This window comes from Allofournierella massiliensis (assembly GCF_964241245.1).
Lineage (GTDB): Bacteria > Bacillota > Clostridia > Oscillospirales > Ruminococcaceae > Allofournierella > Allofournierella massiliensis.
This window is the reverse complement of sequence record NZ_CAXSWZ010000003.1, coordinates 1-26,393: the sequence shown is the minus strand read 5'-3', so window position 1 is coordinate 26,393 and position 26,393 is coordinate 1. Positions and strand designations below refer to the sequence as shown.

At 44.3% G+C, this 26,393-nt stretch carries 22 protein-coding genes and 1 pseudogene; 15 read left to right on the top strand and 8 right to left on the bottom strand.

All coding sequences use genetic code 11. The features are described 5' to 3' along the window. The first annotated feature begins 241 nt into the window (after positions 1 to 241). Positions 242 to 2,893 (top strand): pyruvate, phosphate dikinase, encoded by a 2,652-nt coding sequence (ppdK, locus tag ACESYO_RS02495; protein ID WP_373209385.1) that lies wholly within the window; start codon positions 242 to 244, stop codon positions 2,891 to 2,893. Between the two features lie 96 nt (positions 2,894 to 2,989). Here the strand turns inward: ppdK and ACESYO_RS02490 are convergent, their stop codons facing one another. From ACESYO_RS02490 to ACESYO_RS02470, 5 genes are all read right to left on the bottom strand, one after another. Next, on the bottom strand, positions 2,990 to 4,768 hold the full coding sequence (locus ACESYO_RS02490; RefSeq protein ID WP_373209363.1) for a recombinase family protein: 1,779 nt from the start codon (positions 4,766 to 4,768) through the stop codon (positions 2,990 to 2,992). 645 nt (positions 4,769 to 5,413) lie between these two features. After that, on the bottom strand, positions 5,414 to 5,791 hold the full coding sequence (locus tag ACESYO_RS02485; protein ID WP_373209364.1) for a helix-turn-helix domain-containing protein: 378 nt from the start codon (positions 5,789 to 5,791) through the stop codon (positions 5,414 to 5,416). An 89-nt stretch (positions 5,792 to 5,880) separates the two neighbouring features. Continuing rightward, positions 5,881 to 6,945 carry a toprim domain-containing protein gene (locus ACESYO_RS02480; protein WP_373209365.1) on the bottom strand — a complete coding sequence of 355 codons (1,065 nt, stop codon included), beginning with the start codon at positions 6,943 to 6,945 and terminating at the stop codon, positions 5,881 to 5,883. A gap of 21 nt (positions 6,946 to 6,966) precedes the next feature. After that, a complete protein-coding gene (locus ACESYO_RS02475) occupies positions 6,967 to 7,425 on the bottom strand; it encodes a single stranded DNA-binding domain-containing protein (RefSeq protein ID WP_373209366.1) in 459 nt (152 codons plus the stop codon). A gap of 161 nt (positions 7,426 to 7,586) precedes the next feature. Further along, positions 7,587 to 7,760, bottom strand: coding sequence for a hypothetical protein (locus ACESYO_RS02470; RefSeq protein WP_373209367.1), 174 nt, complete (start codon positions 7,758 to 7,760; stop codon positions 7,587 to 7,589). 391 nt (positions 7,761 to 8,151) lie between these two features. Here ACESYO_RS02470 and ACESYO_RS02465 point away from each other — a divergent pair, with 391 nt between their 5' ends. The 14 genes from ACESYO_RS02465 to ACESYO_RS02400 all read left to right on the top strand — a co-directional run bounded on the left by ACESYO_RS02465 (position 8,152) and on the right by ACESYO_RS02400 (position 24,075). Continuing rightward, a complete protein-coding gene (locus ACESYO_RS02465) occupies positions 8,152 to 8,991 on the top strand; it encodes a tyrosine-type recombinase/integrase (RefSeq protein WP_373209368.1) in 840 nt (279 codons plus the stop codon). A 363-nt stretch (positions 8,992 to 9,354) separates the two neighbouring features. After that, positions 9,355 to 11,667: a Helicase associated domain protein gene (locus tag ACESYO_RS02460; protein WP_373209369.1), complete on the top strand. Its 2,313-nt coding sequence runs from the start codon at positions 9,355 to 9,357 to the stop codon at positions 11,665 to 11,667. Positions 11,668 to 11,688: 21 nt separating this feature from the next. Next, a complete protein-coding gene (locus ACESYO_RS02455) occupies positions 11,689 to 12,480 on the top strand; it encodes a sugar transferase (protein WP_373209370.1) in 792 nt (263 codons plus the stop codon). Between the two features lie 13 nt (positions 12,481 to 12,493). Beyond that, positions 12,494 to 13,606 carry a glycosyltransferase family 4 protein gene (locus tag ACESYO_RS02450; RefSeq protein WP_373209371.1) on the top strand — a complete coding sequence of 371 codons (1,113 nt, stop codon included), beginning with the start codon at positions 12,494 to 12,496 and terminating at the stop codon, positions 13,604 to 13,606. A 27-nt stretch (positions 13,607 to 13,633) separates the two neighbouring features. Beyond that, positions 13,634 to 14,542: an ATP-grasp fold amidoligase family protein gene (locus tag ACESYO_RS02445; protein WP_373209372.1), complete on the top strand. Its 909-nt coding sequence runs from the start codon at positions 13,634 to 13,636 to the stop codon at positions 14,540 to 14,542. Continuing rightward, positions 14,539 to 15,627 carry a CapA family protein gene (locus ACESYO_RS02440; RefSeq protein ID WP_373209373.1) on the top strand — a complete coding sequence of 363 codons (1,089 nt, stop codon included), beginning with the start codon at positions 14,539 to 14,541 and terminating at the stop codon, positions 15,625 to 15,627. Before ACESYO_RS02445 ends, ACESYO_RS02440 begins: the two co-directional genes overlap by 4 nt. Positions 15,628 to 15,692: 65 nt before the next feature. Then, positions 15,693 to 16,661, top strand: a complete 969-nt coding sequence (locus tag ACESYO_RS02435) for a glycosyltransferase family 2 protein (RefSeq protein WP_373209374.1) — start codon at positions 15,693 to 15,695, stop codon at positions 16,659 to 16,661. A gap of 16 nt (positions 16,662 to 16,677) precedes the next feature. After that, entirely contained in the window at positions 16,678 to 17,574 is an 897-nt protein-coding gene (locus ACESYO_RS02430) for a glycosyltransferase family 2 protein (protein WP_373209375.1), read from the top strand. An 18-nt stretch (positions 17,575 to 17,592) separates the two neighbouring features. After that, a complete protein-coding gene (locus ACESYO_RS02425; RefSeq protein WP_373209376.1) occupies positions 17,593 to 18,708 on the top strand; it encodes an EpsG family protein in 1,116 nt (371 codons plus the stop codon). Positions 18,709 to 18,713: 5 nt separating this feature from the next. Next, positions 18,714 to 19,814: a glycosyltransferase gene (locus ACESYO_RS02420; protein WP_373209377.1), complete on the top strand. Its 1,101-nt coding sequence runs from the start codon at positions 18,714 to 18,716 to the stop codon at positions 19,812 to 19,814. Next, positions 19,811 to 20,347 (top strand): acyltransferase, encoded by a 537-nt coding sequence (locus ACESYO_RS02415; RefSeq protein ID WP_373209378.1) that lies wholly within the window; start codon positions 19,811 to 19,813, stop codon positions 20,345 to 20,347. Before ACESYO_RS02420 ends, ACESYO_RS02415 begins: the two co-directional genes overlap by 4 nt. Then, on the top strand, positions 20,344 to 21,765 hold the full coding sequence (locus ACESYO_RS02410) for a lipopolysaccharide biosynthesis protein (RefSeq protein WP_373209379.1): 1,422 nt from the start codon (positions 20,344 to 20,346) through the stop codon (positions 21,763 to 21,765). The genes ACESYO_RS02415 and ACESYO_RS02410 overlap by 4 nt, the downstream gene beginning before the upstream one ends. Positions 21,766 to 21,778: 13 nt before the next feature. Next, entirely contained in the window at positions 21,779 to 22,840 is a 1,062-nt protein-coding gene (locus tag ACESYO_RS02405; RefSeq protein ID WP_373209380.1) for an NAD-dependent epimerase/dehydratase family protein, read from the top strand. A gap of 2 nt (positions 22,841 to 22,842) precedes the next feature. Further along, positions 22,843 to 24,075: a nucleotide sugar dehydrogenase gene (locus tag ACESYO_RS02400; protein ID WP_373209381.1), complete on the top strand. Its 1,233-nt coding sequence runs from the start codon at positions 22,843 to 22,845 to the stop codon at positions 24,073 to 24,075. A gap of 11 nt (positions 24,076 to 24,086) precedes the next feature. Here ACESYO_RS02400 and ACESYO_RS02395 read toward each other — a convergent pair whose 3' ends face one another. From ACESYO_RS02395 to ACESYO_RS02385, 3 genes and pseudogenes are all read right to left on the bottom strand, one after another. After that, positions 24,087 to 25,604, bottom strand: coding sequence for a hypothetical protein (locus ACESYO_RS02395; RefSeq protein ID WP_373211185.1), 1,518 nt, complete (start codon positions 25,602 to 25,604; stop codon positions 24,087 to 24,089). After that, positions 25,601 to 26,035 (bottom strand): DUF3846 domain-containing protein, encoded by a 435-nt coding sequence (locus tag ACESYO_RS02390; protein ID WP_132587433.1) that lies wholly within the window; start codon positions 26,033 to 26,035, stop codon positions 25,601 to 25,603. The genes ACESYO_RS02395 and ACESYO_RS02390 overlap by 4 nt, the downstream gene beginning before the upstream one ends. Further along, positions 26,028 to 26,393 (bottom strand): annotated as a pseudogene (locus tag ACESYO_RS02385) (VirB4-like conjugal transfer ATPase, CD1110 family); the annotation flags it as partial. The pseudogene ACESYO_RS02385 and the gene ACESYO_RS02390, both read right to left, overlap by 8 nt.

Below are 26,393 nucleotides of genomic sequence, written 5' to 3'. Positions count from 1 at the left end.
ATTATAAGCATACCAACTTTTTGAAAAATTTCAAGTGCAGGAACGAATCTTACTATGCCTGCAAACCGGCTTTTCACCGTATTTTGTCGAATTTTACAGTGATTTGACACAAAAAGTTTCCAAATTCTGAAAAAAGTTCTGGTATTTTTTTCTCGAATCTGTTATAATGTGTTCATCACAAACGGAATATCGGCATCGCCCGAGGCTCTGCCCCGCCCGGTGCTACCATTGGAGGTTGAAGATTTTGAACAAGAAAAAATACCTTTATCTGTTCAGCGAGGGTAACCGCGACATGCGCGACATCCTCGGCGGCAAAGGCGCCAACCTGGCCGAAATGACCAACGCTGGTATGCCTGTTCCCCAGGGCTTCACCATTTCCACCGAAGCCTGCACTCAGTACTACAAAGACGGCCGTCAGATCAACCATGAGATCATGGCCGACATTTACGAATACATCGGCAAGATGGAAGACATCACCGGCAAGAAGTTCGGCAACGTTGCCAACCCCCTGCTGGTATCCGTCCGTTCCGGCGCCCGTGCTTCCATGCCCGGCATGATGGACACCATCCTGAACCTGGGCCTGAACGACGAAGTGGTTGAGGGCCTGGCCGCCAAGACCGGCAACCCCCGCTTCGCATACGACAGCTACCGCCGTTTTGTGCAGATGTTCAGCGACGTTGTTATGGAGCTGCCCAAGTCTGAGTTCGAAGAGATCATCGACCAGATGAAGGCTGAAAAGGGTGTCAAGATGGACACCGAGCTGGACGAGAACGATATGAAGGCTCTGGTATTCAAGTTCAAGAGCCTGTACAAGAGCCACATGGGCACCGACTTCCCCACCGATCCCCGCGTTCAGCTGATCGAGGCAGTCAAGGCCGTGTTCCGCAGCTGGGATAACCCCCGCGCCAACGTATACCGCCGCATGAACGAGATCCCCTACGAGTGGGGTACCGCCGTTAACGTGCAGGCCATGGTATTTGGCAACACCGGCCCCAACAGTGGCACCGGCGTGGCCTTCACCCGTAACCCCGCCACCGGCGAAAAGGCTCTGTTCGGCGAGTACCTGATCAATGCGCAGGGCGAGGACGTTGTGGCCGGTATCCGTACGCCTTCTCCCATCGCACATCTGCAGGAGCAGATGCCCGAGGTTTATGCCCAGTTCGTGGACATTGCCAACCGTCTGGAAAATCATTATAAGGACATGCAGGATATGGAGTTCACCATCGAGGATGGCAAGCTCTACATGCTGCAGACCCGTAACGGCAAGCGCACCGCTGCCGCCGCTCTGAAGATCGCTGTCGACCTGGTGGACGAGGGCATGATCGACGAGAAGGAAGCGGTTCTGCGCGTTGATCCCAAGCAGCTGGACAGCCTGCTGCATCCCCAGTTTGACCCCGAGGCCCTGAAGAATGCCGAAGTCATCGGCAAGGGCCTGGCTGCCTCCCCCGGCGCTGCCTGCGGCCAGGTGGTATTCACCGCTGAGGACGCCAAGAACGCCGTGGAGAGCGGTGAGATGAAGAAGGTTATCCTGGTTCGTCTGGAGACCAGCCCTGAGGACATCGAGGGCATGGCCGTTGCACAGGGCATCCTGACCGTGCGCGGCGGTATGACCAGCCACGCTGCCGTTGTGGCCCGCGGCATGGGCACCTGCTGCGTATCCGGCTGCGGCGAGATCGTTGTGGAATACGACAAACAGCAGTTCACTCTGGGCGGCGTGACCTATAAGCGCGGCGACTGGATCAGCCTGAACGGCTCCACCGGTAACATCTACGGCAAGGCTCTGCCCACCGTGGACGCTTCCATCAGCGGCGACTTTGGCCGCTTCATGAGCTGGGCCGATGCTGCCCGTCAGCTGAAGGTCTTCACCAACGCCGACAACCCCCGCGACGCCAAGCAGGCTGTGGAGTTCGGCGCCGAAGGCATCGGCCTGTGCCGTACCGAGCACATGTTCTTCGAGGCTGACCGCATCAAGGCCGTTCGCGAGATGATCGTGGCCGAGAACGTGGTGGACCGCAAGAAGGCTCTGGCCAAGATCATGCCCTATCAACAGGGTGACTTCGAGGCCATGTATAAGGTTCTGGGCGAGCGTCCCATGACCATCCGTTATCTGGATCCGCCTCTGCACGAGTTCCTGCCCACCAAGGAAGAGGATATCGTGGAGCTGGCCGCAGATCTGGGCATCACCGTTGAGCATCTGCACAACGTGATCGACAGCCTGCATGAGTTCAACCCCATGATGGGCCATCGTGGCTGCCGTCTGGCCGTTTCCTATCCTGAAATTGCCGAGATGCAGACCACCGCTGTGATCAACGCTGCCATCAACGTAAGCCGTGAAACCGGCGTGAAGATTGTTCCCCACATCATGATCCCCTTGGTAGGCGAGGTCAAGGAGCTGAAGTTCGTTAAGGACGTGGTGGTTGCTACCGCCGATAAGCTGATCAAGGCTGCCGGTGTGGACATGAAGTATGAAGTGGGCACCATGATCGAGATTCCTCGCGCTGCTCTGACCGCAGACGAGATCGCCAAGGAAGCCGAGTTCTTCAGCTTCGGCACCAACGACCTGACCCAGATGACCTTCGGCTTCAGCCGTGACGATGCCGGCAAGTTCCTGAACTACTACTACGACAACAAGATCTACGAGAACGATCCGTTCGCTCACCTGGATCAGAACGGCGTAGGCAAGCTGGTTGAAATGGCTGTAACTCTGGGCCGCAAGACCCGCCCCGAACTGGGTCTGGGCATCTGCGGCGAGCACGGCGGCGACCCCACCAGCGTGGAGTTCTGCCACAAGGTTGGCCTGGACTATGTGTCCTGCTCTCCCTTCCGTGTACCCATCGCCCGTCTGGCAGCCGCTCAGGCTGCTATTAAAGCACCCCGTGCGATGGAGAAATAAACCGCATAACTGTGCGGAAAAAACCACTTTTGAAGAAGCAAGCGCACCGTCATAGACGGTGCGCTTGTTTTTTTATTTTGTGCACAGTTGCGTGTATCACAAGTACACTTCGACGATCAAATTATTCCAGTCTCGCCTGCGAAATTGAGACGGTAGGCCGTTTGCATACCGGAATTCACGAGCGGTTTCAAAGTCTATTGTGAAGGATAGAACCGGAGAATTGTCGGGGTTCAGGAGATTACATCGTTCTTGTGGTGTTTTGGGTTCGTCGAAGTTCAACTTCCAACGGTAATGATGGTTTTCCACTGGTGTAATCACTTCAACAAATTCCTCAATCAGTTCTTCGGAAATTTTCGGTGTGGAGATGTCTACCATTTGTGACAGACCCTTTTTAATCTTATCCAGATCAAACCTACTTGAATGTTCCGGTTCATTCGCTTGATCGTCTATTTTACCTTGTAGAGTTTCCAACTCTTTTGTTGTCTGAGTATATAGCTTTTGAAATTGCTCTTTTGTCAGCTCGCCATCGGCTCTCATTTGCCCTAAGTTTAAAATCCTTTGTTCCAACATGGCCGCTTTTCGATGAAGTTCTGTAATTGCAGCATCAGATTGCATAGCCACAGTCATCATGCATGATTCGACCATCTGACAGGCCTTCAGAACGGACTCTTTCTGATCGCCCCAGAGCTGGTCAAAGATTTGCTTAGCCATCAAGTCGAGCTTCCATTCGCAAATAGAAATAGCATCGCAACTCTTCTGGTCGATGAGATGGTTCTTCTTAACGAAGCTTTTTGAGGGGCTTTGTGTGCGGTAATTACATTGGTATCCATAGATGGGAGTTCCATCTTGAAGAACTCTCCATTTGAACCGGTTATATCCCGAACCACAGCGACATCGGAGTTTCTTTACCCATAAGTGTTGCGGAATTCTTGTGCCCTTTCTCCGCTCCTCGCCGGAAGGCATTTGGTATGTTTGGATTCTACCTTTTCGAATACGCTCACATTGCCGCCAAAGGGACTCTGAAACAATTGGCTCAAAATTTCCCTTTATGAGAACAAAGCTATCCTCGTCCAAGTTCTTGATGCGCTTTTTTTCCAGAAAGTTGTTAACTTTTGATTTGTTGTAGCCAATATATCCCATATAAGTGGCGTTGCGAAGTATTCGACTGATTTTGACACAAGACCATTTCACATTGCCGTTGCCATCCTTATAGCCGCGTCGCGTAAGCTCGTTCACGATTTCCTTTTGACCAAAACCTTGGGCATACAGCTCAAAGACTGTTCGAATGGTTGTAGCCTGTTCAGGATTGATGACATAGGTTCCGCCCACACGGTCGTAGCCGATGATATTGCCATTTCCGTACAAGACACCATTCTGGCGACTAACAGCCTGTCCAGCTCGAACCCGTTCCGATATTTTGCGGCTTTCTTCCTGGGCCAGCGTAGCCATGATTGTCAGCCGAAGCTCTCCATCGCCGTCCATTGTCCAGATATTGTCCGAGACAAAGTAAACTTCAACCCCATAGTTTTTTAGCTCTCGGGTCAGCACCAACGTGTCTACGGTATTCCGGGCAAACCGGCACACTTCACGAGTGACGATAAGATCAAATCTTTTTTTCTTTGCATCCTCGATCATCTGCATAAAAGCAGGGCGCTTTTTTGCCAGTGTCCCTGTAATACCTTCGTCAATGTAACGACCGACAACGATCCAGTTCGAGTGGTATTTAGTCTGGTCTTCATACCATTGCATCTGCTTTTCGAGTGCCTCTAACTGTGCCTCGTGTTCGGTTGAAACGCGGCCATAATAAACGATTCGGCGCTGTCGATTCGGATCTAGGGATATATTCCCAAAGTACATTTGTTGAATATGGTTCATAGTATTGCCTCCTTCTGACTTGAGTATAAAGAGGAAGGCTACATTTGTTTAGGATGTGGATGTGTCCATCGATACACTTGACTTTTTAAGTATAGCGGTTCAAGATTTGGTGATATACGGAACTGCTGATTAGGCCCTTGCAAAACATCATATGAACTAGTTTCAGTGCGATTATGTCTGTGCTGTATTTCATAATGTTAGCTCCTCTAGTATAAATTAGTGGATGTACTGGAGAATTCTCCAGTGCATCTTATAGATCATCATGTAATGGATAATTCATAGAGTCCTGCGGTTCGTGGCTGGCGAACCCATAGAATTACTCTCGCGGCATTCCTGTGCCGGGCCGGTCGATGCCTGATGCGTCCAAACCGGATGTACCATTATAGCCTTCTGCGTCATCGCGTTACATGGACGCCATCCATATATCAGTGCGTCCCTCTTGCAGTGAAAGGGATAGGCCGCTCGTCAGAAGGGATGTTAACAGGACTCCTGATTCAGTTGTCAAGGTGCGAGAAGAGAGTTCGGCAGTGTGAAAAATGGACTCTATAATAGTGAAAATGGCCATGCTGATGGAGTAGCATGACCGGAAGGGAGAAGTTCTTTGATGCGGAATTTGTGGACGGAAAACTTTGTCAACGTGGGAAATCAGATATGGAAATCGTATGCAGAATAGCTGTCAGTGGACTGGCTGCCTGGAAGTTTCTCTACGAGCTTGATCAGATCGCGGATCATTGCGCAAACCGCGTGTTTGGTTGACGCAGGAAATTGCTTCAATTGTTTCTCCACATCATGGAGATGTATGATCTCCGGATGATGCAAAGATTCCAAAACAAGAAGGTCAATACTGACACAGAGGGCATTTGCAATCCGGACGGTCATCTCCAGACTGGGAATTCCTCTTGCATTTTCAATCTGTCCGATGTGACTGCTGGTACAGCCCACAAGTTCGGCAAGTTCTTCTTGGTTGAGTCCTTTTTCCTGCCGGTACTTGCGAATGTTTTTTCCCAATGCACGATAATTCATTGTTTCACTCCCTTCGACTTTTATTGTAAGCAAAAGAGAATGAAGGCGGAAGAAACCAGCCGTTGTAGAGTCGCACCATAAATTGGATTTTATGGAATATTGTCGAAAACAGGAGGGGCGACAGGAGTTGGGAACGAATTCGGACGAAAATTTTGCAGATAGTCATCAAGGCCTTTGTAATGCGGGTCCCAAAGGTAGGTGCCGTAGCAAAAACCAAGGGTGGACAGCAGTTTGGTTAAATGACAGTATCCGGTTTGTACATGAGGATTGGATAAGAAGTCCATATCAAAAGCAATCATGATTTTTCGGGTTCCACGTTGCTGAAGATCTGCCAGTACCTCTTCCAGATGGGAAAGCGCGTTGATTCCGGCCACCGCAATCACAGTCTGACCTGTGAATGAGTGGATGATGTCCGCTTTCATGGCTCCTTCCGTGAGCAGAACCATATCTTTCGGTGCACCAGACATATGAACCCAGCTTTCTGCTTTGCAGCCGCTTTTCCGATTGATGCTGGATAACCAGCGGAACTTTCGATGGGATGTGCTGTCGCAACGAATCTGAAGCCCCTGAATTCTGCCGTGCAGATCGCGGACAGGAATTAGAATACCACGCTGTTGCGGAATGAGCGTCCAACCGGCTGCAGTCTGATAAAAACCGGGAACTCCTTGCAAACAATATCCGTTGGAGAGAAGATGGCTTGCCAGTAGTTTGGTGTTTCCTGAAGAGGTTGTTTTGTAGCCAAGGCGAAGGATCTCTTCTGGGGACAATCCTCTGGACAAAAGAGACTCCCAATGATCTGATGCCAGCGACAGATGCGAAAGGAGGGCTTGATAGGTTTCATTTCGTTGCTCAATAGGGCAAAGAGGCGCTTCGTTGCTGGCAACAGGTTGTTTTGGAAGATTGTTGGTGGAAAAAGGCAGTCGGGACAAAAGGGTGGAGTAAGCACCGTGTCGCGGAGTACCTGTATAATAGGAATAAAGATCGAAAATTCCGCCGGCAAAACCACATCGTGGACAACGGAATACATCCTTTTCCAGATTGATGTTCAGGTGGCGCTTGCGTGGCGCATGGTCGCAACAGGGGCAGGGAATATTGTAGTTTTTGGCACCCGGTGGTGGTTGAGCAATATCAATCAACGGCAGGATATCCAACATGTGAAGTGTGTGCATAAAGTTTTATCCTTTCGATGCGTCGAAAATTTCATATCCCGTAAAAGTACCGGTTGGTTTGCTGGCAGGGCGGGATGAAACTTGTGTAGAGGAATGCGATTCAGTTTTTCTGTGTTCGCGCGGGGAGAAATGCGCGGAAGAGCAGTACTCGATCTCCTCCACGATAATGACCATTGCCCGGTGCTTTTCATGCGTCTGGGGATCGCTCCATACATCCTCATCCAGGCGGCCCATGAGATTGATGCAGGCACTCTCTTTCAGCTGCATTTTTTTGATGCGTTCGCATACGGAACCGAAGGCTTTCACGGAAAAATTGATCCAATGCTGGCCGCTTTCCGTTCGAGCATCATAGGTTTTCTTGCCGATCCGGAAACGGACGGTGCTCCCGTTTTCGGAAAAATGGAGAGCGGGGGCGCCGTTGTAGCCTTTGGAGACGAGTACATCGGTTGCAATGACTTTTAACATTTTTTCTCCTTCCTGCAGGTCAGACCTGCATAACAAAATGAACCGTCGATATAGAGGGATTTCCACACTCAACATACGGACGGCGTAAAAAAGTGCCAATGAGCAGATAAATGCTCATTGGCACTTTAATACCGGTAGATGATGAGGGAATTGCCGGAAGATCAGTCGGCAGCAGAGGTTTCGTCGGGTTTCTGTTCAATCTCAAATTTCACAAGCTCCAATGCCAGTTTGACCTTAATCGGGTCAAAGAGGCAGTGGCCGTCCGGGGTAATGTTTGCTTGGAGCAGGGGGAGGATTTCTTCAGCCAGAGTGAGGATTTCATTTGTGGGATTCATGAGTGTCTCCTTTGTGATTCAATATTTCCGCTGGAAAACGAAAGAAAATGATGCTGTGTTGCTTATTATTAAAAAATTGGTTGCGATATACAAAAGAGATGACCAATGGACATTCCAAACGAAATGCAAAGCAGATGAAATATTGTGAGTGCGTCCGGGATTCAAGGGGGGACGCTATTATTATAGCAGGATGCGATTTTTCCGTCATCGGCATGAACCCTGCCATTGGTGTGCCATTTTATAGGCATTTGTTGTTTTTCAAATGAGGAAATGGCGGTGGTATAATTTGAACTATTCAGAGCGCAATAACAGGCATTTGACAGAGACAAAAGCGCGTTGTGAAAATTAAAGGAAAGGAAAGTCGAGATAATCTGCTCGGCAGACATGTGCTATGGAGTATAGAATTCAGGAAACTGCAATATGCCGCTTTGGTCGAGAGCTGTTCGAACAGGAGAGGGCAAAGAAAACGATTGAGAGGTATCAGCACCAGTTGCGTGCTTTTGCCCAGTGGACAGAGGGGAGAACGGTTACAAAGGAACTGACAGTGCGTTATAAACAGTGGCTCATGGAACGCTATTCTCCAGCCAGTGTGAATGTGACACTGGCAGCACTCAATGGCTTCTTTAAGTTTATGGGGTGGCAGGAATGCCGAGTGCGGCCAGTCCGAGTACAGCGCAGGCATTATGCGGAACCCAGTCGGGAATTGAGTCGGGAGGAATATTATCGGCTGCTGAAAATAGCCCGCCAGAAAGGAAATATGAGATTGTTTCATTTGCTTGAAACAATCTGCTCTACCGGAATTCGAGTGAGTGAGCTTCGCTTCATTACAGTACAGGCGGTGAAACGCGGGAGGGCAGATATCTGTAATAAGGGGAAATATCGTACCATTCTGCTGCCGCGAAAGCTTTGCGAAAAACTTCTGGAATATTGCCGGGAGCGAGGGATTTGGCAGGGAAGTGTATTTGTGACTCGCTCCGGTAGACCTATCGACCGAACCAATGTGTGGGCCATGATGAAGGCTTTGTGTACACAGGCCCATGTGGATGCCAAAAAGGTGTTTCCACACAATTTGCGTAATCTATTTGCCCGCTGCTTCTATCAAAAGCAGCGGGATTTGGAACACCTGGCAACACTTTTGGGACACAGCAGCATAAATACAACACGCATCTATACCAGAACCAGCGGAGAAGAGCATCTCAGGCAGATTGAGCGACTGGGGTTGCTTTTATAATGTAAGAGAAGTTACAGAGAAGGAAGGCCGTCCGCTTGTCGGATAGCCTTTTTTGCTGTGTCTGAACGTAATGGAATCCGTATAAAAACAAAGGAAAAAGAAGGAAAATGCGCGGTGCACTTCCGAAAGGAAGAGAGCCGGGCATTTTTTTATAACAGAAGAAGCAATATGTTTTGTCTTTTAGGACAGTAATTCGGGCAAATAACTGAATTACATGGAGAAATATCGAATTTCATTGAAAAAAACTGCAAAATAAGTTATGATTAAAATAATCTTGTGTACCCTGTTCTAAATGCATTAATCTTTTATCTGAAAATTCAGTACTGAATGCTTCTTACGTTGTAAACCGCGGAGAGGGAGGCGATGCATGTGGCGGTGAAGTTGTTTGAGCACAACCAGAAGGCATATCTTTCCGCTGTCGCTATGCTGGAACAAGAAGGCAAAGCGGCCATCGTCCACCCCACCGGAACCGGAAAAAGCTTCATTGCATTTCAACTCGCTCTGGACCAGGCGGAAAAACAGATCCTTTGGCTTGGTCCCAGCGAGTATATCTATGCCACTCAGCTGGAAAGTCTAGCACGCTGCGGCGGGCCGGACAAGCTTTCTAATGTAACCTTCCGTACCTACGCCAAGCTGCTGCTCCTCAGCGAGGAAGAATTGGCCGTGAATGCAGATTACATCATTCTGGACGAGTTCCACCGGTGCGGTGCGGAACAGTGGGGCAATGCGGTACAGCGTACCATTGCAGCCAACCCCGACGCAAAGCTGCTAGGCCTTTCCGCAACCAATGTGAGGTATCTGGATAATATGCGGGATATGGCAGAGGAACTGTTCGAGGGCCATATCGCAAGTGAAATTTCCCTGGGAGAGGCGATCGTCCGGGGAATTTTGCCTGCTCCGAAGTATGTGACCACCGTGTTCAGATACCAGAACGAGATGGAGCGATACCAGAAACAGGTACGCACCATGCGGCCGGCTGCGCTGCGGGATGTGAATCAGAAATATCTGGACGCCCTGCGCCGGGCGCTGGAACAGGCAGACGGTTTGGAGCAGGTATTTGCCCGTCACATGACGAGCAAAAGTGGGAAATACATCGTGTTCTGCTCCGGCATGGAGCACATGCGCGAGATGATGGAGCAGTCCCGCGCCTGGTTTGCCGGAGTGAATCCGGACATCCATTTCTACATGGCCTATTCCGAAGATCCGGGTACCAGCAAGGCGTTTGCGGAATTCAAGGCAGACTCCAGCGGTGCCCTGAAGCTGCTCTTCTGCATTGACATGCTCAATGAGGGTGTGCATGTGGATGGAATCTCGGGAGTGATCCTGTTCCGGCCCACGATCAGCCCGATCATCTACAAGCAGCAGATTGGCCGGGCCCTGACTGCAGGCGACAGTGCAGTGCCTCTGATTCTGGACGTGGTGAATAACTTCGAGGGACTGTGCAGCATCGATACACTCAAGGAGGAGATGGCCACCGCCGTACAACACATGTATGTGGTGGGCGAAGGCGATAAAATCGTCACCGAACGCTTCCAGGTGGTGGAACAGGTGCAGGACTGCCGCGCTCTGTTTGAGACGCTGCGTAACAGCCTGAGCGGAACGTGGGAACAGTACTTCGCGGCAGCGAAAGAGTATGTAGCGGAATATGGCGATTTAAAGGTGCCGAAAAAATATAAAACGGCGGCAGGGCTTTCTCTGGGAAGCTGGATCGGGGTACAGCGTTCCGTGTATGCAGGAAACCGTGCGGGGGCTTTAAGCGAAAGCCAGATCGAGCGGCTGAACAGCATCGGAATGATTTGGGAGAACCGGTTGGAAAGTGCTTGGGAAAACGGATTTGAGCATGCCAAAGCCTACTACGAAGAGTTTGGGGACTTGCTTGTTCCGGCCCGGTATAAATCTCCTGATGGATTCCTGCTTGGAAGCTGGATTAGCAATCTTAGACAAAGGCGACTTAATGGAGAGCAAAGCGAGCTTCTAGATGAAGAGAGGATTGCACGATTGGATTCCATTGGAATGGCATGGGATGCAAGCAGTGTTCGGTGGGAAAAGAACTACTGTGCAGCACTAGAATATTACAACGTGCATGGAGATCTGCTGGTGCCTTTTGACTATAAGACTCCGGATGGATTGGCGCTCGGAACGTGGGTTCGATCTCTGCGCCAGGCCAGAAAAGGAGAGTTTAAGCGAAAACCGCCAACGCAGGAGCAGATTGAGCGATTAGATAAAATCGGCATGTACTGGGGCAACTGTAACGAAAACCAGTGGATGCAAGGATATGAAGCGGCGAAACAGTACTTCCAAGCACACGGAAATCTGGATGTGCCGACGATGTATAAGACCAATGACGGTGTTTTGCTGGGCAAATGGGTTGCTAGGCAACGGTATGTCTATCAGAATCCAGAAAAAAGCACGAAGCCGCTGACGCAGGATAGGATTGATTTGCTGGAGGGCATCGGAATGATTTGGCAAAAAGCAGATTCGTGGCAGCATCGCTATGAGTTGGCTCAGAAATATCTGGAAGAACACGGGAATCTGAACATCCCAGCAACGTATAAAACGGATGATGGGATTTGGTTGGGCCGATGGATTTATGAGCAGAGGAGAGCTCTGCAGCCCGGGGCGAAAAAGCCTTTGTCTATAGAGAAACGAGAAAAATTGCAGCTATTGGGAATTTGAAACGCATAAGGGGATAAAAGGATGGAGACAGAATTGAAGCGAAAGACTATGCGGGGGATCATGCGGGAGCATCGCATCCCGCTAACCTCTGCACAGGAAAAATATCTAAAAAGAAAACGGGTGTTTGATGTTTTGATTTCCGGCATGGCTCTGATCGTGCTGGCAATCCCATTTTTGTTTGTGGCGATACTGCAAAAACTGAGCAGCCCGAACGAGCCTGTTTTCTTTCGCCAGAAGCGAGTAGGACAGGGGAGTCATGTGTTCTATATCACAAAATTTCGGACGATGAAAAGCACTGCGCCCAAATATTCCTCTACTGGAAACTTGCAGAATGCAGACAGCTATATTTCCAAGCTGGGTCGGTTTCTGCGGGATACAAGTATCGACGAATTGCCCCAGTTGTGGAATGTGCTAAAAGGTGATATGAGCTTGATCGGTCCCCGCCCTCTGATTCGGCAGGAGCGTAGCGTACATTTTCTGCGCCGGTACTACGGCGTAGATCAGTTGAAGCCGGGGATCACCGGTTGGGCGCAGATTAACGGCCGTGATCTGCTGAACGACTACGACAAAGTATTCTACGATCGGGAGTACTTAAAAAATGTGAGCATGGCCTTCGATGCGAAAGTGTTTTTCGACAGTGTACTGAAGGTGCTGGGCCGCCAGGACATCAAAGAAGGTGTAACTGCACACCATCATCGGGATGAGGTGCGTCACCAACAGGAACAGCTGATTCAGAAGGGAAAAGAGCAGTGTGAATTTACACAGTTCCAGGAAGAAACTCAGGTGTTGCGTCAGCAGCGCCGGGCGATGTAAGAGGGGAAATATCGTGAATAAGAAAAAAGTGCTTTTGGCCGGCAATAGTGAAATGGTGATTTTTCGCTTCCGCAAAGAGCTAGTGGAGCAACTCGTTGAAGCGGGTCATGAGGTGTATGTTTCTTTCCCTCAAAGTCAGTTTGGCGATGGTTACACCACTGCTGAAAAGATGGGATGCCATTATATTGATACGCCGATTTCCAGTCATGGAACCAATCCGGTGACGGATTTAAAGCTGATGCAGAATTACAAAAAAATTCTGCGGCAGATTCGTCCGGATATGATGTTTACTTACACAATCAAACCAAATATTTACGGGGGTATGGCTGCGGCCAGTTGTGGGGTTCCGTGCGTAATGAATGTATCCGGATTGGGTACAGCAGTGGAAAATTCCGGCCCACTTCAGTTTGTGACGCTTATGTTATATCAGTTGGCGACGCGTAAAGCACAAAAGGTGTTTTTTCAGAATACCGAAAATCAGGAGTTTTTCCGTAAGCATGGAATTGCGTTGGATAAACAAGGACTGCTGCCTGGTTCAGGTGTAAACACAAGCCAGTACCATGTGTTGCCGTATCCTCACGATGCGCAGGTCAACTTCCTGTTTATGGCCCGGATTTTAAAAGAGAAGGGGATTGATCAGTATACCGAGGCAGCACGAATCATTCGTCAGAAACATCCGGAGGCGGTGTTTCATGTGCTGGGGGTTTGCGATGATGCTGAGTATCAGAAAAAACTGGATGAACTGACCCGTGAGGGTGTGATCCAGTATCACGGACAGCAAAAGGACTTGCTGCCGTATCAGATGCAGAGCAGCTGTACGATCCACCCCACTTATTACCCGGAAGGAATGAGCAATGTTCTGCTGGAAAGTGCAGCCTGTGGCCGTCCGCTGATCACAACGGACCGCAGTGGATGCCGGGAAATCATTGACGATGGTGTAAATGGATTTATCTGCAAACAAAAAGATACGCAGGATCTGGTAAAGCAGATTGAAAAATTTCTTGCCTTGAGCTGGGAACAGCGGCGAGATATGGGTCTTGCGGGTCGAACTAAGATTGAACGGGAATTTGACCGCCAGATTGTGGTGGATGCGTATTTGAATGAGCTGAATCAGACTGAAAAGTAAATGATTCATATCTGAGGAAATTTGAAGATGGATTATAAAAAGCTGATTAAAAGCAGAACAGTCCGCATTAAGTTGATGCGGATTTTGAGCTTTGTGCCGGATGCTTGGATGGTACAGCTCCAGTACCGATTGAAGACCGGACGCAAGTTAAATTTGAAAAATCCGCAGCGTTATACAGAAAAACTTCAGTGGTACAAACTCAATTACCGCGATCCACTGATGGCAAAATGTGTAGATAAATACGAAGTGCGGGAATATGTGAAACAGGTTGGATTGGAGAATATTCTGAATCCGATCTATGGTGTGTACAGTAGCCCGGAGGAAGTAGATTGGGATCAACTGCCGGATCAGTTCGTTGCGAAAGACACACTGGGCGGCGGCGGAAATGACGTGTTGATTTGTAAAGATAAGAGCAAGCTGAACAAAGCAGAATTTTATGAATTTCTTGCACGCTGGACTCAACCGGTAAAGGGGAAACATCCTGGCAGAGAATGGGTGTATGACAATGCAAAACATCGAATTTTGATTGAAAAATATATCCCTTCTAGTCCACAGGACGGAGGATTGATTGACTATAAGTTCTTTTGCTTTTCAGGGAAAGCAAAATTTTTATATGTAATTGCAGACCGAGACTTGGGTAACGGAGCTGGTTTAGGGATTTTTGATAAAGAATTCTCTCGTCTGCCCTATGAACGGGCAGACGAGAGGCCATTAAAGCGCGATATACAGCGGCCAATAAATTACGAGCAAATGATTGAGTGTGCCGAAAAGCTAGCTAAACCGTTTCCTCATGCACGTATTGATTTGTATAACCAGAATGGATGTATCGTTTTTGGCGAAATCACTTTTTTTGACGGAAGCGGATACATGAAGTTTGAACCAGATGGGTTTGATGAGATGATGGGAAAGAAATTTGAGAAATGTGGGGATAAATGATGAGAATTGCTTTTCTAGGTGATACTGCGCTAATTGGTAAGTTTGATATTACAAAAAATAGCGAAGAAAAGATTTTGGAATCGTTTTCTGAGATTACAGAAATATTACAGGAGTGCGACTATGTGGTTGCAAATTTGGAAACACCTTTAACAAATTGTGAAGTTTCAAAAGAATTCAAAACTTTGACTTTAAAGAGTTCGCCTTTAAATATTCAAATTCTGAAGAAAATAGGTGTCAATGTTGTTACGATAGCCAATAACCATATTTATGACTATGGTACAAAAGGGCTTGAGGAGACAGTGAAAGTATTGAAGGACTACAATGTTACATATTGTGGTATTGATAATAAAGGGGTTGTTCTAAAAGGAGATGTAGCAGATGTATACTTAGATGCGTTTTGTTGCTTTAGTACAAATGCATGGCACTATAAGGGGCTAATGAGAAAAGGAAAATTAAATACTTTGATTCCTGAAAATTGTTTGAGATGTATTAAAATGGGGGAGATAAATAATGCGTACCCTATTATTTGTGTTCATTGGGGAGAGGAAAATACTCACTACCCTAAATATGAGCATTTCAAATTTGCAAAAGAATTCTTGAATCAATATGAAGCTACAATTATAGGGCATCATCCACATGTAATACAAGGTATATGTGATTTTCAAAAGGGAAGTGTAGCATTTAGTTTAGGGAATTTTTGCTTTGATGATTGTAGTTCTAAAAAATATGGGGTTTCGGTGAAACAAACTGAGGCTAATAGAAAAGGGTACATTTACATTATTGAGATAGATGAAAAGAGAAATTGCAAGCGTAAAGTGGTTTTCTATGAAGAGAAAAATGGAAGATTAACTATTTGCAAAAATTCTGTAGACGCTGTAAATGAGTATAGCAATAGACTGAAGAAAATTGAAAATCCGTTGGATTACGAGAAGTTAAGACAGAAAGAAATAGATAAAGCTAAACATGAACGATTAGGAAAAAGAGATTTAAATTGGTTTATCAAACACTTCAACTTGGTATCTATTGTAGCTGTTATTCAAAGAAAAATTAATAGAAAGATGTATTTGAAGTATTGGGTAAGATAGTTGAACTTTCAAGAACAATAGAGTCATAAAAAACTTGAATGTGTTAGATTTGAGGGAGAGGACAGATGAATCCTGTAGTATCGATAATTATTCCAGCGTATAATTCGGGAACGTATATTAAACGTTGTGTTGAAAGTGTTCTTGCTCAGACATTCAAATCAATAGAAATAATAATTATTGATGATGGTTCAGAAAAAAGTTCAAATGAAATTTATAAGTGTGTCGCTCAATGGGATGAGAGAATCTTTTTGTATGAACAAAATAATCTAGGAGCTGCAGTAGCAAGAAATTCTGGGTTAGTCAGAGCAAAAGGCGAGTATGTGGTGTTTTTAGATTCTGATGATTATTGGAATGATGACAGATTCCTTGAAGATGCCATTAATCAAATTAAGAAGACAAACTGCGATATCATGCTATTTGAATTTATTAGGAATCACAATCAAAAGTTTGAAAAAACGCAAAAACAATTAGATGTTGAGAAGATTAGAGGGAAAATGGATGCCAATAAATTGAATTATATTATGGCAAATGTATATAATATCATTTCTCCCTGTTCGAAAATTATTAAAAGAGAATTAATGGTTGAAAATGATATTTATTTTCCAGAGGGGAGACTTCACGAAGACATTGATTGGGCAATGAGTTTAATGAGCGTTTGTGGAACAGTCGATATATTAAATAAAGCTCCATACATTAGGACGATCAGAGAAAACTCTGCGAGCAAAAAGAGAACATATAAAGATTGTGATGATTTATTATGGGTTTTGGAGAAATGGACAGCAAGAAATGATATTGATCAAAATATAAAAATGGCATTTTATGGTCAACTTTGCTTTCAATTGTTTATAACTATGGGGATGTGTGATAGTATAGCGGATCCAAAACAGAGAAGTCAACTGTTAAAAAGAATTAAACAATACTACTGGTTAAGAAAATATCCAAACAATAAAAAGACTAGAACGGCAGCTGCTCTAACCCGCGTGTTCCCCTTTTTTATATGCTGCAAAATTTTTGGTGCATACATAAATAGATGATATTGGAGAATCAGCAATGACGAATTTTCAGATAACAATTGTTACTCCAACATATAATAGGGCTGATTGTATAGAAAAAAATGTATATCCTAAGCTTCGAAGTCAAAGCAATCAATCCTTTAAATGGCTGATTGTTGATGATGGAAGTACAGATAATACAAGAGATATTGTGAATAAACTAAAAGAGAAAGCAGAGTTTCAAATTGAATATCATTGGAAAGAAAATGGGGGGAAACACACAGCGTTAAATTATTCATATCAATATATCCAAACAGAATTTTTTTTGATTTTGGATAGTGATGAATATCTTTATGAAGATGCAGTTGAAAATATTATTTTAAAATGTAAAAAATATATCGGAAATAGTCAAGTAGGTGCACTAGTTTGGCAAAAAAACACACAAAATCAGTTGTTTTCAGGAAAGCCATTTCCTGAAGATGAATTTATTTCAAACCAAATTGAATGTATAGTTAATGGAGGAATTGGTGGAGAACATTTTACGGTTTTTCGAAAAAAGATAGCCGAAGAATATCCATTTAGTGTTTTTCAAAATGAAAAATTTATTCCTGAGACAGATTTATGGATTGGATCATCGCGGAAGTATAAATTTGTGTTTTTTAATACTGCATTAGGAGAATTCGAATATTTATCCGATGGATTAACAAGTGCAGGCCGTAAGTTGAGACTTAGTAATCCGAAAGGATGTGCACATGCTGCCAATTTAATGACACTCAATGATATAAAATTGAAAATTAGATTTAAAAAATCTATTTTATATGTTGCGTATTCTTTATGGGCTGGAAACACTGTTTTTGAGATTTTTAAAAACTCGGAAAATAGAACATTAACAATGCTTACGTTTGCTTTTGGTTTTTTGCTTGTAAAATATTGGACATTTGTCTATCGCAAGTAACGGGGAGGAAAAAGGTAAGTGGTTTTTTACTACATCGTTTTTATTTTGTCGATTGTACTATCTTTGTTCCTTTCAAAAAAGAAAATTGAAAATGGATGTAAATATATAAAAATCGACAGTATCCCTCGAATGATGATAGCAATGATGCCAATTGCTATCATATTTCTATTTAGGTGGGGTGTAGGTATAGATGCCAATTGGTATAAGGGAACATACCCGATTGGATATATGACCTTACTCAATAATCCATCAGCAACATTTGGAACAGATATTTTATTTTCAATTATAGCAAAAATCTTTTGTTACTTAAGAATCCCATATTTTTGGTGGACATTTTTTTTAGCAGCTATCTATATTAGTTCAGTTAGTTTGTTTTTTAGAAAATGGTCAACAAATCTTCCCGTTAGCATATTTATGTTTTTTACAACAGATATGTTCTTTATGGGATTTGGTGCACTCCGGCAGGTGCTAGCTATTAGTTTTTTACTTTTAGCGTATTGTGAATTGAAGAATCAAAAAAAAATTACTATCAATTACAAGATTGTAATCATGTTTGTGTGTGCAGTACTTTCACATTCATCCGCATTATTGGCGATATTGGTTTTTGCACTTTCAATAATTAAGGTTCCCAAAAAAGTTCTTATCAAATTATCAGTATTGGGTACTGTGTTATATCCGGTGACAGTGTATTTGATTAGAAAAATTGTTTCTTTCAGTGAATACGGCATAGAGTTTTTGGGAACAGAATTTGCAGAACAACAAGGATCTATAACGCAAATAGCCTTGTCGCTTGTTTCGCTGTCATTGATGATCTTTTTTTACGACAAGCTACTTAATGAAAACCCTAATAATTATTTTTGGATTAACAATATTTTCTTTTACTATATTTTAATGATTAACTCGGTTGCCTTGATACAGACTTATAGAATCGTTTTCTATTTTATGCCTGCTCTAATTATTTCGGTGTCTTTGCTTATAACTACAGTGAAGAAGCTCACAAATCGACTTGCTGCAATTTGTTTAGTAGTAGGAGTAAGTGTATTTATATTTTGGAATTCCTATTACAATTACAATGCAAAAGATAACTATGATCCGTATATGTGGGTTTTTTCCTATAGTGAATTTTTGAGGTAAATACTATGATAAAAGTGTTACATATAGTGAATAGTATGAATATAGGTGGATTGGAAAATGTTGTAAGAAGCATACTGTTGAATTCAGATAAAAAAGAAGTGGTATGTGACTGCTTAATTTGCGGAGAAGAGCACTCGTATTATGAAAAAGAATTAATGAATTCAGGAGTAATAGTTTACAAATTAAAATCGAAAAGTCCTTCAAAATTAGAGTTATATAAAGAGCTGCTGAAATTTTTTCGTGCACATAAAGAGTATACTGTTGTACATGCCCATATGGCATTTACAAATGGAATTATAGCAGCGGCCGCATCCACTTCAGGAATTAAGAACATAATAGTTCATTCGCATGGGGTTAAGTTGCCAAAAGAAGGAACGATGGTTCGAATACCGTATGAAATGACAATGAGGTTTCTAATGGGGAGGTATTCAACCAGGCTTATTGGATGCAGTGAAATGGCAGGGAAATATTTGTTTGGGGAAAAATGGTTCAAGAAGAAAGGTGAAGTTTTTTTAAATAGTATTCTTGTAGAACAATATAAATTTTCAAATGAAATGAGAATAAAAACAAGAATACAATTGAATGTTGAAAATAAAATTATTTTAGGAACAGTAGGATCTATATCTGCTGCAAAAAACCAAATTCACTTGTTGAAAATTTTAAATTTAATTAAGGACAAAGAGTATGCAGTCCTAATAGTCGGAGATGGTCCAGGAAAAGCAGAACTGTTAAAATACACTGAACAAAATAGGATTGGAAATAAACTTATTTTAACAGGAAAAAGAGATAACGTTATTCCTTACTTGAATGCAATGGATGTGTTTGTGTTTCCGTCATTAAGTGAAGGCTTTGGAGTCGCACTGTTAGAGGCACAAGCTAATGGATTACCGTGTGTTGTTTCAGATAGGATACAAAATGAAGCAAAAATAGCCCCTAATATTTATACAGTTTCTTTAGATGCTCCTGTCGATGAGTGGATTTCAACAATCCAAAAAGCTCTAAAAACAGGAAGATCAGATAACATGAAGTTATTGAAAGAGCGCGGGCTTGATGCACAGGATAGCTGTGAAAATATCACCGCTTTCTATAAGAGGATTGTAAAATGAGGTTAATGTTTAAAGTTCTTTATAAAGTTGTAGCAAGTCATCTGCCAGAATCAGGAGTAAAGATTGCAGGAATACCAGTGGGCCAGTGGTCCAGACGATTTCGACGATTTACGTATCAAATGTGGACTGGAAGAAAGTTTGATAAAACGATTAATATTGAAAAGGGGGTAAGCATTGCGCAAGACACAATAATTGGAAAATGTTCTGGAATTGGGAAAGATTCGATTATTAGTCCAAGAGTAACAATTGGAGACAATGTGATGATTGGGCCGTATTTAATTTGCTATACTCAAAATCATGAATTTAGTAGTTTGGAACGCCCTATGATTGCTCAAGGCTTTGGTGAAGAAAAAACAATTGAAATTCAAGATGATGTTTGGATTGGTGCTCGGGTAATTATTTTGCCAGGAGTTGTAATAGGTACAGGAAGCATAATAGGGGCAGGCACAGTGGTAACAAAAAATGTTCCACCTTACACAATTTTTGCAGGTAATCCCGGAAAAGTAGTAAAATATAGAAAGACGGGCATATGATTAAAAAAATTTTCATCAATTTTGTATATGCTTTTGGTTCGAATATAATAACTTTGATTGTTTCTGTTATTGTAACACTCATTTTGCCTAAAGCAATCAGTGTTAATGAATATGCATTAATACAATTGTACACATTTTATAGCGTATATATAGGGGTGTTTGGGTTTGGTTTACCTGAAGGAATGTTGATTAATTATGCGGGAACAGATTATTCTCGTGTCGATAAATCTTTTTTAGGTAAACAAGTTCAACTTCTCACGGCTTTGGAATGTGTTTTAGTGATAATAGGTATGCTGGGTTGCATAATGTGCATAAAAGATCCAGACAAACGGATTGTTTTTAGTTTGTGCACAATTTCATTCTTGGCAATCATTCCAAGACTGTTGATTTTAAATGTTTTACAGGCGACTAGCCGATTTAAAGAATATGCAAAAGCAATTGTAATAGAAAAATCTGCTTATCTTATAATATCAGTTGTTTTGATCCTGATGGGAGTAAGTCGATTCTATTGGTATGTAGTTGCTATTATAATAGGATATATTTTATCTACTATCTATTGTGTTTATCAAACGATAGATTTGTTTCAGTGCTTAGAAAAGATTTCATTGTTAGAGCGGAGAGTAATTAAGGAATGTCTACTTAATATGAGAGTAGGTATTAAAATCCTATTTGCTACACTATCTAGCAGTCTTGTGGTTGGAATTGTACGAATTGGAATTGAAGTAGAATGGGATGTAGAGACTTTTGGAAAACTTTCATTAACTATTTCAATTGCCAACTTATTAATGGTTTTTGTTAGTGCTGTGGCAACTATTATGTTGCCAACTTTAAGAAAAACCGATGTCAGCATTTATGAAAAGGTATATAATATGTCAAGGTGCTGTATAATGACAGTTCTTTTAAGCGCATTATTAGCTTATTATCCAATAAAAGAATTGCTTTCAGCATGGCTTCCAGAGTATTCAGAGAGCTTGAGATATATGGCATTGCTATTTCCGATGTGTGTGTATTCAAGTAAAAGCAGCATGTTGATAGAACCGTATTTAAAAAATTTCCATAAAGAAAAGTGGCTATTACTGATCAATGTAATAACGGTTTTATTAAGTGCTATTACTACCTTTTTGACAACATTTTGGCTACACAATTTGGACTTGGCGGTCGTATCAATTGTATTCTTGCTGGCATTCCGCTGTGTATTTGCAGAACTTATGTTGTCTAAGGTTATGGATATCAATGTAAAAACAGATATTGTTTTGGAACTCTGTCTAACCATTATATTTATTGGTGCCAGCTGGTATGTGGGTGGTATGGTAGGCCTTTCTATTTATGCTGTGGCTTATCTGGCGTATCTATTCATCAAACGTAAGGATGTTGCCTTTGTAGCAAATACGGCGCTTCGGTTATTGCGTCGGAGTTAAAAAGGAGACTACTATGAAAAAACAGACAATCTTCATCACGGGTGTAGCTGGTTTTATCGGTTCCAATCTAGCTAAACGGATTCTGCAACAAGGTGGAAATACTCAAGTTGTTGGCTTAGATAATCTAAACGATTACTATGATGTGCGCATTAAGGAAGCTCGTTTAGAGGAACTTCGCCAGCATTTTGAATTTACCTTTGTAAAAGGTGATTTGACCAATAAAGATCTGATTAATTTTATTTTTGATCAGTATCAGCCTCAGGTGGTAGTAAATCTGGCGGCCCAGGCTGGTGTCCGCTATTCGATCACAAATCCGGATGCGTATGTCGAAAGCAATCTGATTGGTTTTTACAACATTCTGGAAGCCTGCCGTCATTCCTATGATAACGGGCGTCCGGGTGTACAGCATTTAGTATATGCCAGTTCTTCCAGCGTGTACGGAACCAACAAAAAAGTTCCATATTCTACGGAAGATAAAGTGGACAACCCCGTCAGCTTGTATGCGGCGACCAAAAAGAGCAACGAGCTAATGGCGCATGCTTATTCCAAACTTTATAATATTCCGTCCACCGGTTTGCGGTTCTTTACGGTGTACGGTCCGGCTGGCCGGCCTGATATGGCTTATTTCGGATTTACCAACAAGCTGCGGGCAGGGCAGAAGATTCAGATCTTCAATTACGGAAACTGCAAGCGAGATTTTACTTATATCGACGATATCGTGGAAGGCGTTGAGCGTATCATGAAGCGCCCGCCCCAGCGCCAGACCGGTGAGGATGGTCTGCCGATTCCCCCTTATGCAGTGTACAACATCGGTAACAATCAGCCGGAAAACCTGCTGGATTTCGTGGACATTCTGCAACAGGAATTGATTCGTGCAGGAGTGCTGCCCAAAGATTATGATTTTGAAGCACACAAAGAGTTGGTTCCGATGCAGCCTGGCGATGTTCCGGTAACCTACGCGGATACTAGTGCGCTGGAACGAGACTTTGGTTTCAAACCGGCCACTCCGCTGCGTGAGGGACTTCGCAAATTTGCTGAATGGTACAAAGAATTCTATATGGGAAAAGAGGAATAAAAATGAAAGTCGCAGTAGCCGGAACTGGCTATGTCGGTCTGTCCATTGCAGTGTTGCTGGCGCAGCATCACACCGTTACCGCAGTGGATATCATCCCGGAAAAAGTAGACCTGATCAACAGCCGGAAATCACCCATTCAGGATGAGTACATTGAAAAATATCTGGCAGAAAAGCAGCTGAATCTGACTGCCACATTGGATGCAAAATCGGCATATAGCGATGCAGATTTTGTGGTCATTGCGGCTCCTACCAATTACGACAGCAAGAAGAACTACTTCGATACCTCTGCGGTGGAGAATGTGATCCAACTGGTGATGGAGTATAACCCCAACGCCATTATGGTGATCAAATCCACCATTCCCGTGGGTTACACCGAGTCCATTCGTAAAAAGACCGGCAGCGCAAATATCTTGTTCAGCCCTGAATTTCTTCGCGAGAGCAAGGCTCTCTATGATAACCTTTATCCCAGCCGCATTATTGTGGGTACGGACTTGAATGACAATCGCCTGGTTCAGGCGGCGCATACTTTTGCTGGTCTGCTGCAGGAAGGTGCTCTGAAAGAGAATATCGACACCTTGTTTATGGGCTTCACCGAAGCGGAGGCAGTTAAGCTGTTTGCTAACACCTATTTGGCTCTGCGTGTCAGCTATTTCAATGAGTTGGATACATATGCGGAAATGAAAGGGTTGGACACCAAGCAGATTATCAATGGTGTGTGCCTTGATCCTCGCATTGGCAGCCATTACAACAACCCCAGTTTTGGTTATGGTGGGTACTGTCTGCCGAAGGATACCAAGCAGCTGCTGGCCAATTATCAGGATGTACCAGAAAATTTGATTGAGGCGATTGTAGAGTCCAACCGAACCCGCAAAGACTTCATTGCGGACCGTGTGTTGGAAATCGCTGGTGCTTACGAAGCCAATGACAGCTGGGATGAGAGCAAGGAAAAAGAAGTTGTGGTAGGCGTATACCGTTTGACCATGAAGTCCAATTCCGATAATTTCCGCCAGAGCTCCATTCAGGGTGTCATGAAACGCATTAAGGCAAAAGGCGCTACAGTAATCATTTATGAACCCACTTTGAAAGACGGCGAAACCTTCTTTGGCAGCCGAGTCGTAAATGATCTGGAGCAGTTTAAAAATCAGGCTCAGGCAATCATTGCCAACCGATATGATAGCTGCTTGGACGATGTACAGAGTAAGGTCTATACCCGAGATATCTTCCGCAGAGACTAATCTTTTCCATATTAGGAAAGAGTGGGTTCACCGGAGCAATTGTTACCACAAAGCCCGATCAGATAACCCCTCAGCTCATCAGAAAGCAGCTGCTGCATGATGGCGAGTTCATCAGATGAAAACTCCATTTCATGTGCAAGCTCCCCCACTGATCGGCTGCTGACTGTAATTTCAAGTGTATATCTGTATTCCGGCGCTGGGGGATCGGGAGTAATGGATGTGGCAGGATCGGGCGTTGGAGCAGGCTGAGGAATTTCCTCTTCATCAACCTCCCATTCAATACTGTGCATACGCCAGAAAATCTCCTGAATCTGCTCTTTTTTGGCTTCGTCTATCACAATCACATCACTGTCGCTGCGCAGGTTTGCGTTTACGGCGAAAAGGGCAAGAATTTCAGGCCAGTAGCTTGACCAGGTGTACCCGTCAGGGTAATCGTAGAAGATTTCGATGTCACTGCACTCTGGGTGATCCTCGATCAGCGAGTTGATTTCATCTTCAAATTCCTGGTTGGTTTCCGATACAATTTCTCGAATGGGAATCGAGGTGGGGTCATTGCTCTCATCGGCAAACAGAATGCTGATGGGTGAACAGAGGACAACAGCGATGATGCCGATAAAGAGTACCACAATGATTGTGGCTACCACTGGCCCGCACAAAGCGATCAGTGCGCTACTGATAGTTTTTGCTGCGGCAATAAGTGCTACTCGAATTTTGTCCCAGACAGCTGCCGCGATTCTCTGGAATTGCTCCAAAACAGCTACACTACCTTTTTGCGCGGGCGATTTCCAAGATTTAGAAGCAAAGGCCACCGAGTGTTCGGTGGCCTTTTTTGCATTCTGCTCCAGACGTTTCTGGATAGCTCGTTTTTGAATCATGTTGTTTTTCAGTTGAGCCATCCGCTTTTGATAGATTACCTGTTGTTTTTTTGACTGCGGGAGAATTTTCGGATGCGGCGCTGATTTGTCTGAATGGATTTCAACTACCCGATTACCTTTTGACACAGGAATACTTGAGGAGGAAGTGGCAAAGGGAGATCGTACCGCAGGAGAGGTGTTCTTCTGTTTAATGTGTTTTTGAGCAGCATTTGTATGAAAGGAACCGCCTTTGTGCTGGGCGGATGTCGTTTCAGAAAATCCGGATTCTTTTTGCGAGCGGATTTCGGTATGGCTTGCCTGAAAGGGGGATGTTCGTTCATCAGGAGACGCAGTGTCTGAAGGAATAGCACACGGCTCTTCTTGGAAGAGGTTGGCCTGTCGAGCCATCTGCTTTTCACGTATAGTTTTGAACTTTATGTAGGAGACCCGCGCGCTGTCAAAGGCTACATCTCCTGTGGTTTCAACGAGATCAGAAGTGGTATGTTGAATTTTCTGTTCGGCATACTCGGTAGATTCGCTGGAGGAAGTATCCGATGAGACATCGGTGCTGATATCCTGCTGGAATCGTCGGGTACGGGTTACAGTATGACGCGCCAAATACTTTTGAATCGCTTTCAGTTTTACAACAGAGAATCTATCTTTCTGGAGCATCATCGTTCCTCGTTTCTCATGGTTGTTTTATCAGGTGTGGAGGGGTTCATGAAACGTGCATATTCCTGTGGAGTACAGGTGTCCGTATACAGACCAAACGACGTGGAAAGGAAAATCTGCGGGTCATGATACAGTTTTTCATACCGGGAAATCTGTGTGTCCGTCAGACTGCAAAAGTCATCGTCCCGGATGCCGCAGATGAAAAAATCCCCCGCCAGCACATCGTAGTCGCCCAAGGTTCGATTGAAGGGCTTTCCCTTAAGCTTTCCTTCGTCATCGCAGACAATACAGACCCGGTCCGGCCAGGGGGAAACAGTTTCAATATCACCGCCCACCAGTTTTTGCAGGGCGGGCAGGGTATTGTCTACCATGCGTTCTTCCGGATATTGACCGGGACGTACAAGAAGAACACGGATTTGTTTTTCCTTATTCATCGGAATCTCCTTCTGATTTGTTTTCCAGCTCTCCGGGTTTTGTGGTAAGCAGGCGGTAGCTTTTGGTGTTTTTGGGGTAATCGTTCACGAAGGGAATCAAAGCGTTCCCCATTTTCAGGATGCCCTGGCCGGGGCGGGCTTTCAGCAGATAATTTCGCTGAATATCGGACAGACCGTAGAGTTCCACAACGTGATCGATGTCTTTGGTTTGGCGCAGCATACACACAAATTCGCTGTTGGCCAACATGGCGTAAGCAGTACTGTTGGACAGGCAGTCTTCAATGTTCTGGGTAATTCCTGTGGCAAAGGCGTTGTATTTGCGGAAGCGTTTCCAGCTGGTGAAGAGGAATTGTGCGCT